This window comes from Pedobacter sp. PLR (assembly GCF_026239675.1).
Taxonomy (GTDB): Bacteria; Bacteroidota; Bacteroidia; order Sphingobacteriales; family Sphingobacteriaceae; genus Pedobacter.
In genome coordinates this window covers 706,772-722,586 of record NZ_JAPIVQ010000001.1, presented here as the reverse complement: position 1 = coordinate 722,586, position 15,815 = coordinate 706,772, and the positions used below count along the sequence as shown (strand labels likewise).

The window sequence follows — 15,815 nt, the reverse complement described above, 5'->3', positions numbered from 1 at the left end:
ACAAAATGAACTTAGAGAAAAAATTATCTTCCAGTACCAATATTTTATTTAAAAGACCCAAAGTAACCGGGGCGGTTATTTCTCTGTTGCTCATTACACTGATTCTTTACATCGCCAATCAACGCTACCAGATGGTTAAAGATGACCAGCGACTGGAAATGAACCGCGTTTTAAATGTAGTGCGTTATAATGTAGATCAGTCGCTTAAAAACAGTTATACTGCCGCTTTAACGCTGGGCTTAACAATTAGCGGCGATGGGACACCCAGAAATTTCGAGGTTGTTGCCGCACAGCTGATCAATTCTAACCCAAATTTGCAGGCGGTAGAGCTGGTGCCAGATGGGGTGATAAAATACATCTATCCTTTAGCCGGTAATGAGCCAGCTCTAAATGTCAATATTTTTAAGCTCTCAAAAGAGATTGTTCTGGAAGCAAAAAAAGCAGTAGAAGACCGAAAGATGTATTTTGCCGGGCCATTGAAACTCAAGCAGGGAGGGATAGGTATTGTTGGCCGGATGCCCTTGTTTTTTAACAATAAGTTCTGGGGATTTTCTGCTGTGGTGATCAAGCTGGACACCTTTTTAAAAGAAGCAGGGGTGAGGGAAGTCGCCAGAAACCGCTATGCCTTTCAATTGTCAAAGATGAACCCTGCAACCGGTAGGGAAGAGTTTTTTATGCCGGAAATAAAATCTACTCCCGGCGCCGTTCAGGAAAGTGCGACCTTTTCTGATGGCAACTGGAAATTGTACATGATGAGCATTCCCAGCTATAAACCCTATATAAAAATCATATTGCCCACCATATTTGCTATTTTTCTTGCCGGGCTTAGCGGGTTTTTAGTCTCTCTGGTGTTTAAGAGGCCAGCAGAATTGCAACAATTGGTGTATGATCAGGCCAGTAGGTTGCTGGAAAATGAGCTGAAGTTTAAAACAATATTCGATCAGGCAGCCATCGGGATTATGGAGGTGGATTCCAATACCGGTGGTTTACTGCATGTGAACTCCCGCCTTTGCAAGATCCTCGGGTATTCCGCGGAAGAGCTGGAAACGAGGCGCTTTCAAATGCTGAGTCATCCCGAAGATATGGACAATGGTCTCAATTATTTTGAACGGATGGAGAGTGGGGAGATTTCTGAATTTGAACTGCTGAAAAGATATTTACATAAGGATGGGACAGTGGTTTGGGCAAACCTGATGATCACGCCATTATGGCTTCCGGGAACTAAACCAACCAGTCATATTGCTATTGTAGAAGATGTAACGGAAAAAATTGAAGCAGAACGAATTGCTGTAGAATATAGACAACGTATTGAATCACTGATTAACACGATTGACGGGATCGTTTGGGAAGCTAATCCTTTTACTTTTGAATTTGCTTTTGTGAGTGAAAAATCAAAAGATATTCTTGGATATACAAGCGAAGAATGGCTGGGTTCTCCAACATTCTGGGTAGATCACATTCATCCGGAAGACAGGGAATATCGCCTTCATTATTGTTATTCCTTTGCTGATAAACTGGAACAACATGATTTTGAGTACCGGATGATAGCTAAAGATGGCAATATCGTTTGGTTAAGGGACATTGTGAATGTGGTGATCTCCGAGGGAAAAGTAGTCATGCTGAGGGGAATCATGATCGATATCAGCAGGAATAAACAGGCGGAGAAAGATTTAAATCACTCTTTTGATCTGGTCAATGAACAGAACAAAAGGTTGCTGAATTTCTCTTATATCGTATCTCATAACCTGCGTTCGCATACGAGTAACATTCAGTCTATTGCTGCTTTGATTGAATCTGCAAGCACTCATGAAGAGCGGAATGAAATGGTGTCTTTATTGAAGACGGTGTCAAATTCTTTAAATGAAACGCTGTTGAACCTCAATAAAGTGGTAAATATTCAAACCAATATCAATGTGATTGTGGAGCCATTGGAGCTTCGCGAATACATCAGCAGGACACTGGATGTATTACAGGATCAGATTGTGCTGAAAAAGGCCCGCATCATCAATAGGGTGTCAGAAGAAGTGCTGGTCAACTATAATCCAGCCTATCTGGAAAGTATTCTGCTTAATTTTATCTTTAACGCGATCAGGTATAGTCACCCGGAACGGCCTCCCGTTATTGAACTGAGCTGCCCGGAAGATGGTCAGGTGGTTTTACGAATCAAGGATAACGGCATAGGAATGGACCTGGAGAAGCATGGCGCGGAATTGTTTGGAATGTACAAGACTTTTAATGGCAATGCCGATTCCAGAGGGGTAGGGTTGTTTATTTCCAAGAATCAGATCGATGCGATGGGTGGAAAGGTGACGGTAGAAAGTGAATTTGGTACGGGAACGACTTTTACGATATACTTCAAATAAAAGCAGATGTTCAAGAAGCGACCTCTTCAAATAAAAACTGCGATGCCTTTTTAAAAGCATCGCAGTGGGATTGTTATTTAGTTTGGGGGGTTATTCTTCGTTATTACCACCTCCTAAGGCGGTATAAAGGGTAACATCAGCTGCTAATCGCTGACGTTTTAAATCACTCAGTTCAAGTTCGCTTTGCAGCAAACTGCCTTGCGCAAGGATCACTTCCAGGTAGGTCGCCATGCCGCTTTTATACAACATGTCCGCATTTTTAATGGCCGAACGTAAGGTGTTTACACGGGCCTCTGCCAGAACAAGCTGCTCTTTTAAGCGGGCAGAGGTAGTTAAGGCATCAGCCACTTCGGTTACGGCTACAAGAACGGTTTGTCTGAATGCCAACACCGATTTCTCTCTTTCTATTTTCGCGATCTCAAACCTGGTTTTCAACTGTCTGCGTTGAAAAATTGGTTGAGCCACAGATCCTGCGACCATTCCAAAAAGAGAACCCGGAATGTTAAACCAGTTGCTGGCTTTAAAGGAGTTTAACCCACCCTGAGCAGTGATATTCAAAGAAGGATACATACTCGCTTGCGCCACACCTACAGCGTCGTTGGCGGCGCGTAAGCTGTATTCACTAGCCTTCACATCCGCACGGTTGTTCAATAAAGCAACCGGATAGCCAGCAGGAACCTGAACTGCGGGCTTGATTTCATTCAGTTTCTTTAAACGGTATACCGATGCCGGAAGTGTACCTGTAAGCATGCTTAAGGCATTTTCCTGAATGCTGATGCTTTGCAACAGGGCAGGAACCAGTTGTTCTGAACTTTGTTTCTGTGCTTCTGCCTGTTGAATGGCAAGAATCGTTGTTAAACCAGCATCCCATTGCAGCTTTGTCATCCTTAAGGTACTGTCATTTAAAGCGACTGTTCTGTTAGCGATGCGTAATTGCTCATCCAGCATCAGCAGGTTGTAATAACCCGTTGCTACACTGGAAACCAGTTTGCTGCGGATCAGTCTGGAGGCTTCCTGTGTTTGCAGGTATTGAGAAAGGGCCTGTGCTTTCATTCCTCTTAATTTACCCCATAAGCCAACTTCCCAGGATAAATTCAGGGCGGCATTATAGTCCTGAACTGTCGTGGTGCCTAGAAACTGTCCCATACTTAAGCCATTCAGACTGTTTTTTGAAGGCCTGCTGGTATTGGCCTGGATATTTACACCCAGTTCCGGTAAGAAGTTGACCTTCGCTTCTTTTAATCTCTGGTCTGCTGATTCGATGTTTTTCAAGGCAATCAGCAAGTCAAAGTTTTTGGTATTGGCACTGTCGATCAGTTGTTGTAATTCCGGATCATTAAAGAAAGCTTTGGTGCTTAAAGCAGCCACGCTGACCGAATCCGTGGAGGCCTGCGCAGCACGGTATTGGGCCGGCAGGTCTGTTGCCGGTCGCACATACTCTTTGCCAACCTTGCATCCTGCGGACAGGATAGCAAGGGTTGTGATGGCATATAATTTATAACTGTGATTCATGATTATTTAGATTTGACCTGTGGGTCGGTTTCCAGTCCCGGTTTTCCGGTTATTTTTTCCTGTAAAGATTGGAATACAACGAAGAGTACAGGGATGATAAACAGTCCCAAAATTACTCCGGCAAGCATCCCACCGGCAGCACCGGTACTGATGGAGCGGTTACCCATGGCAGAACCACCGGTAGCAACCATCAATGGGGTCATACCTGCAACGAAAGCCAGGGAAGTCATCAGGATAGGCCTTAAACGTAGTCTGGAGCCTTCTAATGCTGCTGCAATCAGGTCCATACCTTCTTTACGACGTTGTAAGGCAAACTCAATGATCAGAATGGCATTTTTCGCGAGTAAACCGATCAGCATGATCAATCCGATCTGTACATAGATGTTGTTGTCGATACCAGCAAGCTTAATGGCGATAAACACACCCAAAAGACCAGTAGGGATAGATAACATCACGGCAAATGGTAAAATATAACTCTCATATTGAGCGGCCAGCAGGAAGTACACAAATAATAAACTCAATGCCAGAATAAACACGGTTTGTGATCCCGAAGATTTCTCTTCTCTGGAAAGTCCGTTCCATTCATAACTATAGCCATTAGGTAGCTTTTCTGCCAGTAATTTCTCTACTTCTTCCATGATCTTTCCATTGCTCACCCCTGGTTTGGCGATCGCATTGATGGTGATGGAATTGAATAGATTGTAACGGTCTACAGACTCCGGTCCGTATACTTTTCTTACGGATACCAGCTCACTTGCAGGGACCATATCACCTTTGGCATTTTTCACAAATACCATGTTCAGCGATTCTTTATCTGTTCTGAAAATACCGTCAGCTTTTACATTGACACGGTAATATTTACCGAAACGGTTAAAGTCGGAAGCCTGAGAACCACCGTAATACACCTGGATAGTGCTCAGTAAATCCTTTACACTTACCCCCAGTTGCTTGGCTTTCTCATCATTTACTTCCAGTTCAAACTGCGGATAATCGGCTTTAAAAGTGGTAAATGCCACTGCAACACCATCCACACCGAACAGCTCCCCAACAATCTGGTTAGCCACCTGGCTGAATTTCTGCAGGTCGCCACCTGTTCTGTCCTGCAATACAAATTCTACCCCACCAATGGCACCATATCCGGCAACAGGAGGCATGCGGAACACACTTACTGTTCCTTCTTTAAGCGTGGCCATTTTTGCATTAACCATACCCAATACTTCGTCCATATTCTGAACTTCACCTCTTTCTTTTGGCGCTTTCAGCTTGATAAAACCAAGTCCGTAAGCCGGACTGGAAGAGTTACTCATGATGTTAAATCCAGACACACTCGTGGTGGTTTTCACGGCCTCAAAAGATTTAAAAGTAGAGTCTACCTTCTTGATGAACTTCGTGGTGCGGTCTAAACCGGTACCTGAAGGCATGGTTAAAGAGTAAATCATGAAACTATCATCCTCCATCGGTACAAAACCTTTTGGCGTATTGTTCATCATCCAAAGCGTTAAGCCGGTCACTACTGCTAATCCGCCTAAACTCACCCATTTGAATTTAATCAGCCATTTCAGACTACCAATATATTTATTGGTCATACGATCAAATGAGGTATTGAAAGCCGAGAAGAAGCGCTGAGAAAAACCTTGTTTCTTACCTGCTTTTTCTGCGTGTGGGTTCTTTAAGAACAAGGCACATAAAGCCGGACTTAAAGTAAGCGCGTTAACCGCAGAAATCAGAATCGCGATAGCCAGTGTAAAGGCGAATTGCTTATAGAAGATCCCCGAAGAGCCCTCCATGAAGCCAATCGGCAGGAATACCGCCGACATCACCAGGGTAATTGAAACAATTGCTCCGGTGATCTCACTCATAGCAGAGTAAGTCGCTTCTCTGGCAGTTAAATCAGAGCCCTCCATTTTGGCATGGACGGCCTCCACCACCACAATCGCATCATCGACTACAATACCAATGGCTAATACCAGTGCAAATAAAGTCAGTACGTTGACCGTAAATCCAATCAGTTGTAAAAAGAAGAAAGTACCAATAATTGCTACCGGAACGGCAATAGCGGGGATCAGGGTAGACCTGAAATCCTGTAAGAAGATAAATACCACAATAAATACCAGGATAAAGGCCTCAATTAAGGTCGTTTTTACCTGACTGATCGATTCATCCAGCCTTTCTTTAGTACTCTGAATGATTTCATAATTGATACCTTTTGGGAAGTCTTTAGCCGCTTTAATCAAGGACTTACGCACTGCAATTTCAATCTCATTGGCATTTGATCCACTGGCTTGTAAAATCCCTAGAGTAACGGCATCCATACCATCCATTTTGGTGTCACTGGAATAACTTGCGGCACCAAATTCAATCCTTGCTACGTCTTTTAAACGTAGTACACCCCCATCCGCGGAGGATTTGATGATCAGGTTTTCATATTGCTCAGGTAAGTTTAACTTACCTTTATATTTTACCACATATTCGATTGCTTCTTTAGATTCTTCGCCGAATTTACCCGGAGCGGTCTCTAAACTCTGATCTGCAATAGCTGCGGTAATCTCACCTGGTGTTAAGTTATTAGCCGACATTTTCTGCGGATTTAACCATACACGCATCGAGTAATCTTTGGAGCCAAACATCTGGACCTGACCCACACCCTGAATCCTTTTTAACTCGGGAACAAGGTTGATCTTGATGTAATTTTGCAGGAACTTCTCATCATATTTTGTACGGTCTTCACTATAAACGTTGAAGTACATGACATTGCTGTTCTGCTGTTTGGAGGTGCTAATTCCTGCCTGTAACACTTCCGGCGGCATCTGACTGTTGATCTGCGCCACACGGTTTTGCACGTTTACTGCGGCCTGATCAGGGTCTGTACCTTGTTTAAAGACAATGGATACGGAAAATGAACCGTCATTACTGGCGGAAGATTTCATATAATCCATATTTTCCACCCCATTGATGGATTCCTCCAGGGGAGTAATGACCGATCTGATTACGGCCTCCGAGTTTCCACCCGGATATACACCAGATACGAAAATGGTAGGAGGGGCAATGTCGGGAAACTGGGTAATAGGCAAACGGGTAAGTCCCACGATCCCCAGGAGCACCAGGAGGACAGAGATCACCGTTGCCAATACCGGCCTTCTTATAATAGATTGTAACATGTTGTTTTTAATTTAGGGGGTAAATTATTGGGCGCGGTAAATACTGTCTGCATTTAATGGTTTCGGCTTAATCTCTGCCTCTTCCGCTAAACCATCCAGTCCTGAATACACAATGGTTTCACCTTTTTTAAGGCCATCTTCAATCAGGTAATTGTTGCCGCTTTTTCCTGAAATCGTGATCGCTCTGCGTTCCAGCTTGTTTTTCGGACCTACTAAATAGACGAAAATCTTATCCTGCACATCCATTGTTGCCGCTTTAGGCACCATCACTACTTGTTCATGCTGCTCTTCTAAACGGATTTTTCCGGTATTTCCAGAACGTAACAATCCCTGAGGATTAGGGAATATTGCTCTCAGGCTAATTGAACCCGTGTTTTTGTCGAACTGACCATCTACAATCTGAATCCTTCCTTTGTGTGGATAGGTTGTTCCATCGGCAAGAATTAAGGAAACCGGAGGTAGTTTTTTAAGCTTTTCAGCCATATTTGCCCCTTTAACCTGTGCATTGAACTGTAAGAAAGCAGGCTCAGACATCGCGAAATAAGCATACACTTCTTTAGTGTCGGACAAGGTGGTCATTGGTTCCGGATCGCCTTTGCTGATCAGGTTGCCCACTCTTTTAGGTATTTTACCGATGAAGCCGGAGATCGGCGCTTTAATCAGGGTAAAACCGATATTGATCTTTGCCGAAGCAATGGTTGATTTTGCCTGTGAAACAGCGGCTTGTGCCTGACTGTAATTCGCTTCTGCGGTACTCAATTGTACTTCAGAAACTACTTTGTTCTGCACCAGTGGCTTGATTTTGTTGACTTCAATCTGAGCGTTGCGCAAGTTTGCTTTGGCAGCTTCCATAGCCGCATTGGCTGTGTTTAACTGTTCCTGATATACACGGTCGTTGATTTTGAAAAGTGGCTGGCCAGCTTTCACGTAAGCACCTTCATCCACGAAGATTTTATCCAGGTAACCATCCACCTGCGGGCGAATGTCTACATTGACTTTGCCTTCAATGGCAGCGCTATATTCGTTAAACGTAATTGCTGATTGCTCCAGAACAGTAATAACCGGGATTTCCGGCGCTGGTGGTGGAGTTCCGCCCGCTGCTTGTTCCTGTCCTGCTTTCGATCCACAGCTGGATAATATTAAGGCAGGGATGAGCAGAGACAATAGCAGGAAATATCGGGTATTGTTTTTGAGATTTGAGGGGAAAGACATCTTCTTTATGGTTTATGTTCATTTAAAATGTTTGCAAACATAAAATCTATCCTCGCGCGATCAGGTTTTAATTGACCGAAATGGATATTTTCGTTGCTGAAACGTAGAAAAACAATAACCGAAATTGCTAAGGCTGAAATCAGGGCTTAGCATAAAAAAGAGATAAAATCAGCGGTCCAGCCAGGCTTTAAACTGTCCGGATTTCTCCTTGCTAATGATGATCTCACCCGCATTCTTACTCTTCAGAATGACTTTGAGTTTGCCATTGAAATAGTTATGGATAGAGAAAATACTGTTCACATGAATCATGTGCTGACGGTTGGCCCTGAAAAAACAGACCGGGTCTAACTGGTCTTCCAGCTCGTCCATTGTGAAAGGGACAATCAAATCCGTCTGGTCGTCTAATACGAGGTGCGTGATTTTATGCTCTGAGTAAATGTAATCAATCGAAGAAGCCAGAATGGTTTTATAACCATCTTTATAAGGCAACAGGAATCGGGAACGGTAAATGACCGACTTAGATTTGATATAATCTACGAGTTGGTCCAATGCTTTATTGGGATTTGCTTCCTGTATAATATGGTCGTATATGCTCAATGCTTCCTTTAGTTCGTTCTTTTCGACGGGTTTCAGTAAATAGGCCAGACTGTAAATTTTAAAAGCACGAAGCGCATATTCATCATAAGCGGTAGTGAAAATTACCGGGCAGTTGATCGTTACTTTCGGGAAAATCTCAAAGCATAAACCATCTCCCAACCGGATGTCCATCAGGATCAGATCAGGTTGGGGATGCGAAATCAGGTAGTTCACACTTTCTTCTACACTTGCCAAAACCCCCATGATATGGACGTCCTCCCTTAGCTCTGCGAGCAGTTTGATGAGTCTGTTGGCATTGGGTTGTTCGTCTTCGATGATTAGAATATTCATAATTCAGGGACTATAGTGGAAGTAAAGGTAAATGAACGGCAAAGGAATGCTCATTCTCTATAACAAAGGGCAGGTCTTCTGATAAAAGGGCATACCTGCTGCGTATATTTTGTAAGCCGATTCGGGCGGAAGGAATGGATAATTTGATCCTTTGCAGGTTATTACTCACTACGATATGGGAATCCGTATTGTAAATCCCGATCAGTAATGGACTGCTTTTAGTAGCTGCGTTATGTTTAATCGCGTTTTCAATGAGCAGCTGTAAGGTAATGGGGGGGATACCACGGTCGTCGTCATTGTTGATGTCTACCGAAACAATGACATTTTCTCCATAACGGATTCTGATGAGGTATAAATAGGCATCTACAAATTTGAGTTCTTCTTCCAGGGATACAATATTCTTTTTGAGATTCGCAATCATGTAGCGGTATACTCTGGACAAGTTTCTGAGAAAAACTTCTGCTTTTAACTGATCTTCAGAAATCAGCTCAGAAAGGGTGCTGAAATTATTAAACATGAAATGGGGATCGAGTTGTAGCTTGAGCGATTGTAGCTCGGCCTGCATGGCGATCTCTTTAAATTCTGCGGTTTTTAGCTTCAGATCTGTTGCTTCCATCATGGTCGTGGTCCATTTTTGTAACAGGAAGTTTCCGGTGGTTACGGCACTGATGAGAATCCCCATAATGACACAGACATACACGAATTGAATGCTGTTCAGCTCTTCTTCGAAAGTGGGTTTTTCTTTATAAGTATAGACCAGAGAGCCGATGTAATACAACAGGATCATCAGTACGATGACAAAAACGATCTGGGTGAGCAATTGTATAATGAAACGCATGAAAGGGCGCTCTGTCCAGGGGATTACTTTATCCAGTATGGAAGAATTGAATACGCTCAACTCAAAGATCAGTACACAAAAAAGGAGGGTTAAACTGGCATCAGTGATGATTTCTAAGGCCGGTCTGTCAAAATATTGATTGTAATAGGGACTATAAGGATTGAGGAAGTAAGACAGTAAATTCAACACCACAAAGATTAATGGAATCGTAATGAAACGAAGGTTTCTGTTTAATGGTTTTGAAAGAATTGTGTGGGTTTTCACCATATTTCCTTTATTGTGATTTTAAGGTGCAAAATTACATAAAATGTCAGCTATAATGGGGGGAGGAAGTCGGTATGTTTCGTCGCTCAGGCAAAAATAGAAAACCGGGCGGATTAGTATTTGAGGAATTTTACCCAGCTGACCAAATGGGCAACTCAAGCGGAGAAATGAATTACCCAAATGACAGGAAAAGAAAAATCCACTATTTGTGGTAGTGGATTTGCTTCAATGAACAGTTATGGCTGTTTATCGTTTGTAAGAATTTTTAGGCTCGCGTTTATTCTTTGTAAGGATCTGTCGTTTCACGGTACTGTTGCTTCAGGTCGTTTCCAAATTCTTTCGCTTTATCCAACCATTCCGGAGCCTGTTCTGTCAGTTCGTCGACAAGAGATTTTCCATTGGCACCTTTTTTTGTGGCATATTTTACAGCCCCAAAAACTGCGGCACCGATAAGTAGAGATTTTAGTAGGCCCATATGGTATATATTTTAATGATTAATTGCTTCACCTTAAAAACAACGTTCCTTCCTAATAGTTTTACCTTTTACAAAAAAAGAGCTGTCCCGGATGTTCGAAAACATACGGGACAGCTCTTTTTAATAAGGACAAAGAAATATTAAGGTTGTACAGTCGTTTTTGCTGCCTCAGCCTCTGCTTTCGCTTTTTTCTTAAAGAAGCCTCTCAACAAAAAGTTATGTTGCAGGGCTTCCATATTCTGATCTAGTTTTTTGCTGCTGCCTTCCAGGTTTTGCATAATTACCTTGATCTGCTCTGCTGCTTTCTGGTCGTTTAATAACAAGCCAGCTGCATTATCAGATTGATTTAATTTTGAACTTGCTTTATTCAGATTGTCAGTTAATGCCGCAGCAGAACTTGCTGTTTTCTTTAATTCATTAACCGATGCCTGCAATTGTGAAAATACCATGGTATCAGTCATCATCTTATCTGCCAATCCGCCTTTAGTATTCATCTTTCTGGTGAAAGTATTCAAATCCAAAGCCATTTTATTGGCAGCTTCTGTGGTTACTTTTAAGTTCTGTACGATGGCTTTAAAGTTATCCGCAATCTGCTGATCTGCCAATAAAGCACCGGCAGCGCCTTTTCCTTCCACCAGGTTTTTGGCAAGAATTTTAAAGTCTGAAGTCACATCAACCAGGTTTTTATTGTTCACCTGGAAAGTTTTCATGATGTCATCCGTAGAAAGTGCATTGCTGGCTTTTAAGCGGTCTCCCTCTTCCACAAATGGGAATTTAGGCGTGCCACCAGTCACCACAATGATTTTATTACCGATCAAACCGTCAGAGCTGATGGTCGCTGTTGCATCCTTATGAATGTATTTATGGGCTTCTTCTTCAATGCTTAAAAACACCTGAACCTCTGAAGTTCCGAAGAACTGTATCTTTTTGATGGTTCCAACTTTAACTCCTGAAAACCAAACATTGTTTCCTGCTTTTAGTCCCTGGATATCATTAAAAACAACATCAACAGTAAAGCTTTTTACAAATGTCTTTTTCTGGCCTCCCAACGTAAAAACTCCTAATACAAAAATGAGTAGTCCAAGGAATACGAATAGCCCTACTGTTACTTTGCGACGCGTGTCTGTTACCTGCATATTGTTATTGTATAAAATTATATTCGTAAAATGGTTTTACCCGTTCATCATCGGTATTGAATACCTCATCAAAAGTCCCCTGACGTTCAAATTTGCCGTCAAGTAACATGGCCACCCGGTTACCTACTGCTTTTGCGCAGGTAAGATCATGCGTGATGACGATAGAGCTGGTGTGGAAACGTTCCTGTACCTCATTGATCAGGTTATTGATCTCTAAGCAGGTGATGGGATCTAATCCCGCGGTAGGCTCATCATATAACATCACTTCCGGTTGAAGGATTAATGTTCTGGCGATGCCCACCCTTTTTCTTTGTCCACCGGAAAGCTCTGATGGCATTTGGTTGATGGTTTGAAGTAAGCCAACGGCATCGAGCACGCGCTCTACTGCAATATTGACTTCTCCTTTGGTGAGGTTTCTCTGGTTTCTAACTAAAGGGAATTCCAGATTTTGTCTCACCGTCATACTGTCGTATAGTGCGCTGTTTTGAAAAGAGAAACCGACTTTTAACCGTAAGGCCAAAAGTTCTTTGTAACTGATTTCATCTACCAGCTGACCGAGTACCTTTACTGCGCCCAGATCGGGAGTAAGGAGGCCGACAATAATCTTGATCAACACTGATTTTCCTGTTCCTGATTTCCCAAGAACCACTAAGTTTTCTCTTTTATGTAGATCCAGATCCACGCCTTTCAGCACATCATAGGTCCCAAAAGACTTGTATAGTCCTTTGATCTCTATTACTTTCTCCTGATCCATATCTGTGGGTTTCTTTTGTTCCATTATTTTAAGATCAAGTTCTGAATAAACCAAAGAATTGTACGGAGACCACCTCTTCAATAAAGATGAGGAACATTCCGATGACTACTGCCGAGTTGGCCGCTTTACCTACACCTTCAGTTCCTTTGGAAGAGTTATAGCCCTGATAGCAACCGACCATTCCAATAGTAAACCCAAAAATAATGGCTTTAACTGTTGAAGCGGTGATGTCTAAAAAGGTAATCTGCTCTAAGGAAGCCTGAAAAAATGCCCTTGCACTGGTATCCTCAAATAAGGAAACGTTGAGTAGCGCACCTAACATACCCACCATGGCGGTGTAAAAGGTAAGGATAGGAATGGTAATGGTTGCTGCGAGCACTCTGGTGGTCACTAAAAATTTAAAAGGATTCGTGGCTGAAACTTCCATGGCGTCGATCTGTTCGGTAACGCGCATAGATCCTAGCTCTGCACCAATACTGGAACCTACTTTTCCTGCTGCAATGAGCGAGGTCAGGAGGGGAGCAAGGGTTCTGAGCAAGGCAATGCCGACTAAAGAGGGCAACCAGGAAGTGGCACCAAATTCTGCCAGGGAGGGCCTCGATTGTTTTGTGAATACAATGCCGGTAATGAATCCGGTTAAGGAGATCAGGGCGAGAGAACGATAGCCGATGTCGTAACATTGTCTCATTAATTCTCTTCCTTCGTAAGGAGGAAGGAATCCTTCCTTGAAAAACCGGGTGACGAACTGACATACGTCATAAAGTGTCAGGAACATCCTGGTGATTTTTCCAGGTGGCCTGGCTTGTTTTTTTAAAATGGCTGGATTTTCAGCTTGGTTATCCATTAATGTGTATCGATGTGTTCAGATAATAGGTGTTATAACAGAGATGTGCAACGCTTATCAAAATTTGCGCCATATTAACGATATTATCCCAAATAAGGTGCTTTAGTAAAAAAAAATGGCCTGTAAATTACAGACCATCCTTTTCATTAAATTAGTTATTTCCCTCCCGGAGGACAGTTTTTCTTTAGAAAGTCAGTGTAAGTCAGCGATAAATGGTGGAAAGTTCCATCTCCTTCGCTGATGCTGTGTGTACGGTTAGGATAAGACATCATTTGAAAAACTTTTCCGAACCTGATCAATTCATTTGCCAGCATTTCGGCATTTTGATAATGCACATTGTCATCTCCGGTACCATGGATATACAATAAATTACCTTTTAGGTTTTTCGCATAGTTGATCGGTGATCCTTTTACGTAAGCTTCCGTAGTTTTTAACGGAGAGCCCATATAACGTTCCTGATAAATATTATCGTAGGTCAGTTGATTGGCTACTGCTGCAATGGCAATACCTGTTTTGTAAATCTCAGGATATTGGAAAAGCAGGTTTAAAGTGGAAGATCCACCGCCGCTCCATCCCCAGACAGCAATCCTGTCTTTGTCGACAAATGGCCATTCCATGATTTTCTTAGTCGCCATAGCCTGGTCACGGATGTTTAAAGTGCCAATGCTTTTGTAAATGCTTTTACGCCATTCTCTGCCTTTCGGAGCAGGAGCGCCACGATTTTCTACTGAAATATAGATATAACCGTCTTTGGCCATATCTCCGTTGTACAAGAAATTGCGTCCGGCACCATAAGTATCAGTTACCGTTTGAGACGCAGGTTCGCCGTATACATAAAATACAACCGGGTATTTTTTTGTGCGGTCAAAATTGTCTGGTTTCTTCATCCAGCCGTCCATGGTAACGCCATCTTCGGTGGTTACTTTAAAGAATTCTACAGGGTTTTTCTGTGCTTTGATTCTACCCAGTTGATTGGTGATACTGCCTTCCATGGTGAAAGGGTTTAAAGTAGTCAGTTTCATCCATTCCGTAATAGGAGGAACGGTTCCACTCGTATAGCTGTGACGTGCAAATAATCCATTTGGAGAGATGTCATAGCTGTGTGTACCCGGCAGGATAGATGGGGTCACCATTTCTGATTTGCCACCACCACTAAGTTTGGTTTTATAGAGATACTTCTGAGTCGCATTATCCGGAGAAGCCATGAAGTATAACAGGTTGTTTTTCTCGTCTACCAGGGCGCTTTCGATGACATCAAAATTGCCTTTTGTGATCAGCGTTTGTTTTTTACCGTCTTTACTAATGCGGTATTGATGACGCCAGCCGTCTTTTTCTGTGGACCAAAGGAATTCTTTTCCGTTATTAACCCAGTTCCAGCCCTGACCAACGTCGATCCAGGCTTTATCTGTTTCCGAGTAAATATTTTTTACTGCTCCTGATTTTGCATTGGCAACAAATAGTGTACTTTGATTTTGCACTCTGTTTAGCTGTTGAAGGATCACCTCATTGCTGTTAGGAATCCATTCCATTCTAGGGATATAATGCTGGATCATATCTCCGGGAACATCCAGCCATTTGGTAGCCGCCGTATTGATATCCACGATACCTACTTTACAAGCCGAAGGATTTTGGCCAACTTTAGGATATTCTACCGGCACATTGAAAGAATAGATAGAATCTGTATTGTTGATCATCAGAAAATTCCTGATGTCACGCGCATCTAATTGCCAATAGGCAATAGTGGCACCGTCAGGGCTCCATCTGAATCCGTCTCTGCAATCAAATTCTTCTTCATACACCCAGTCAAATGTTCCATTGATCATGCGGTCAGTCCCATCGGTAGTCAGTGCTTTTGTGCTGCGGCTAGTCAAATCATCTACATAGATGTTGTGCTTGCTCACATAAGCGACCTTATTTCCATCCGGAGAAAACTTTGCAAACATCAGTGAAGATGCAGGTCTGTCCTTACCGATTTTGATCATTTCTTTTGTTTTCAAATCAGCCACGAAATAATCACCGCGGGTTTCATATCTCCATACCTTTTTGCTGTTGGTATACAGTAATATTTTAGTTCCATCCGCAGAGATTTCAAAATCCTTGATAGCTCCAAGCCCCATGTTGGCATTGGCATATAAGAAACCCGGGTCAAGAATGATTTTCTCTTCATTTTTAGGAAGGGTGATCGCTACAATGCCAGATTCTTTAATCTGATAATAGGAATTACCGTCTTTTGCCCATTTAAGGTCGGATTGCTTTTGTGCATAGGTTTGTCCGGAACTTACCAGAATAAGCAGGACTGCCAGTTTAAAAAAGAGGTGTTTAATATTCATTT

The 15,815-nt window shown here is 42.6% G+C and carries 11 protein-coding genes; 1 reads left to right on the top strand and 10 read right to left on the bottom strand.

From position 1 onward, the window contains the following. Positions 1-5 precede the first annotated feature (5 nt). On the top strand, positions 6-2,363 hold the full coding sequence (locus OQX61_RS02990) for a PAS domain S-box protein (protein ID WP_265840173.1): 2,358 nt from the start codon (positions 6-8) through the stop codon (positions 2,361-2,363). Between the two features lie 90 nt (positions 2,364-2,453). On the opposite strand, the gene OQX61_RS02985 is transcribed toward OQX61_RS02990, so the two are convergent. The 10 genes from OQX61_RS02985 to OQX61_RS02940 all read right to left on the bottom strand — a co-directional run bounded on the left by OQX61_RS02985 (position 2,454) and on the right by OQX61_RS02940 (position 15,813). Continuing rightward, positions 2,454-3,875 carry an efflux transporter outer membrane subunit gene (locus OQX61_RS02985; RefSeq protein ID WP_265840172.1) on the bottom strand — a complete coding sequence of 474 codons (1,422 nt, stop codon included), beginning with the start codon at positions 3,873-3,875 and terminating at the stop codon, positions 2,454-2,456. Positions 3,876-3,877: 2 nt separating this feature from the next. Beyond that, positions 3,878-7,033: an efflux RND transporter permease subunit gene (locus tag OQX61_RS02980; protein WP_265840171.1), complete on the bottom strand. Its 3,156-nt coding sequence runs from the start codon at positions 7,031-7,033 to the stop codon at positions 3,878-3,880. A gap of 24 nt (positions 7,034-7,057) precedes the next feature. Beyond that, positions 7,058-8,245: an efflux RND transporter periplasmic adaptor subunit gene (locus tag OQX61_RS02975; protein WP_265840170.1), complete on the bottom strand. Its 1,188-nt coding sequence runs from the start codon at positions 8,243-8,245 to the stop codon at positions 7,058-7,060. Between the two features lie 168 nt (positions 8,246-8,413). After that, positions 8,414-9,172 carry a LytTR family DNA-binding domain-containing protein gene (locus tag OQX61_RS02970; RefSeq protein WP_265840169.1) on the bottom strand — a complete coding sequence of 253 codons (759 nt, stop codon included), beginning with the start codon at positions 9,170-9,172 and terminating at the stop codon, positions 8,414-8,416. A gap of 10 nt (positions 9,173-9,182) precedes the next feature. After that, positions 9,183-10,277, bottom strand: a complete 1,095-nt coding sequence (locus OQX61_RS02965; protein WP_265840168.1) for a histidine kinase — start codon at positions 10,275-10,277, stop codon at positions 9,183-9,185. A 274-nt stretch (positions 10,278-10,551) separates the two neighbouring features. Next, positions 10,552-10,749: a YtxH domain-containing protein gene (locus tag OQX61_RS02960; RefSeq protein WP_265840167.1), complete on the bottom strand. Its 198-nt coding sequence runs from the start codon at positions 10,747-10,749 to the stop codon at positions 10,552-10,554. A gap of 140 nt (positions 10,750-10,889) precedes the next feature. Next, the gene (locus OQX61_RS02955) at positions 10,890-11,885 is read right to left on the bottom strand and encodes an MlaD family protein (RefSeq protein ID WP_265840166.1); all 996 of its coding nucleotides are present in this window, start codon (positions 11,883-11,885) and stop codon (positions 10,890-10,892) included. Positions 11,886-11,889: 4 nt separating this feature from the next. Beyond that, positions 11,890-12,663, bottom strand: coding sequence for an ATP-binding cassette domain-containing protein (locus OQX61_RS02950; protein ID WP_265840165.1), 774 nt, complete (start codon positions 12,661-12,663; stop codon positions 11,890-11,892). A gap of 10 nt (positions 12,664-12,673) precedes the next feature. Further along, positions 12,674-13,483, bottom strand: a complete 810-nt coding sequence (locus OQX61_RS02945) for an ABC transporter permease (RefSeq protein WP_265840164.1) — start codon at positions 13,481-13,483, stop codon at positions 12,674-12,676. 155 nt (positions 13,484-13,638) lie between these two features. After that, positions 13,639-15,813, bottom strand: coding sequence for a S9 family peptidase (locus OQX61_RS02940; protein ID WP_265840163.1), 2,175 nt, complete (start codon positions 15,811-15,813; stop codon positions 13,639-13,641). Positions 15,814-15,815: the final 2 nt, after the last annotated feature.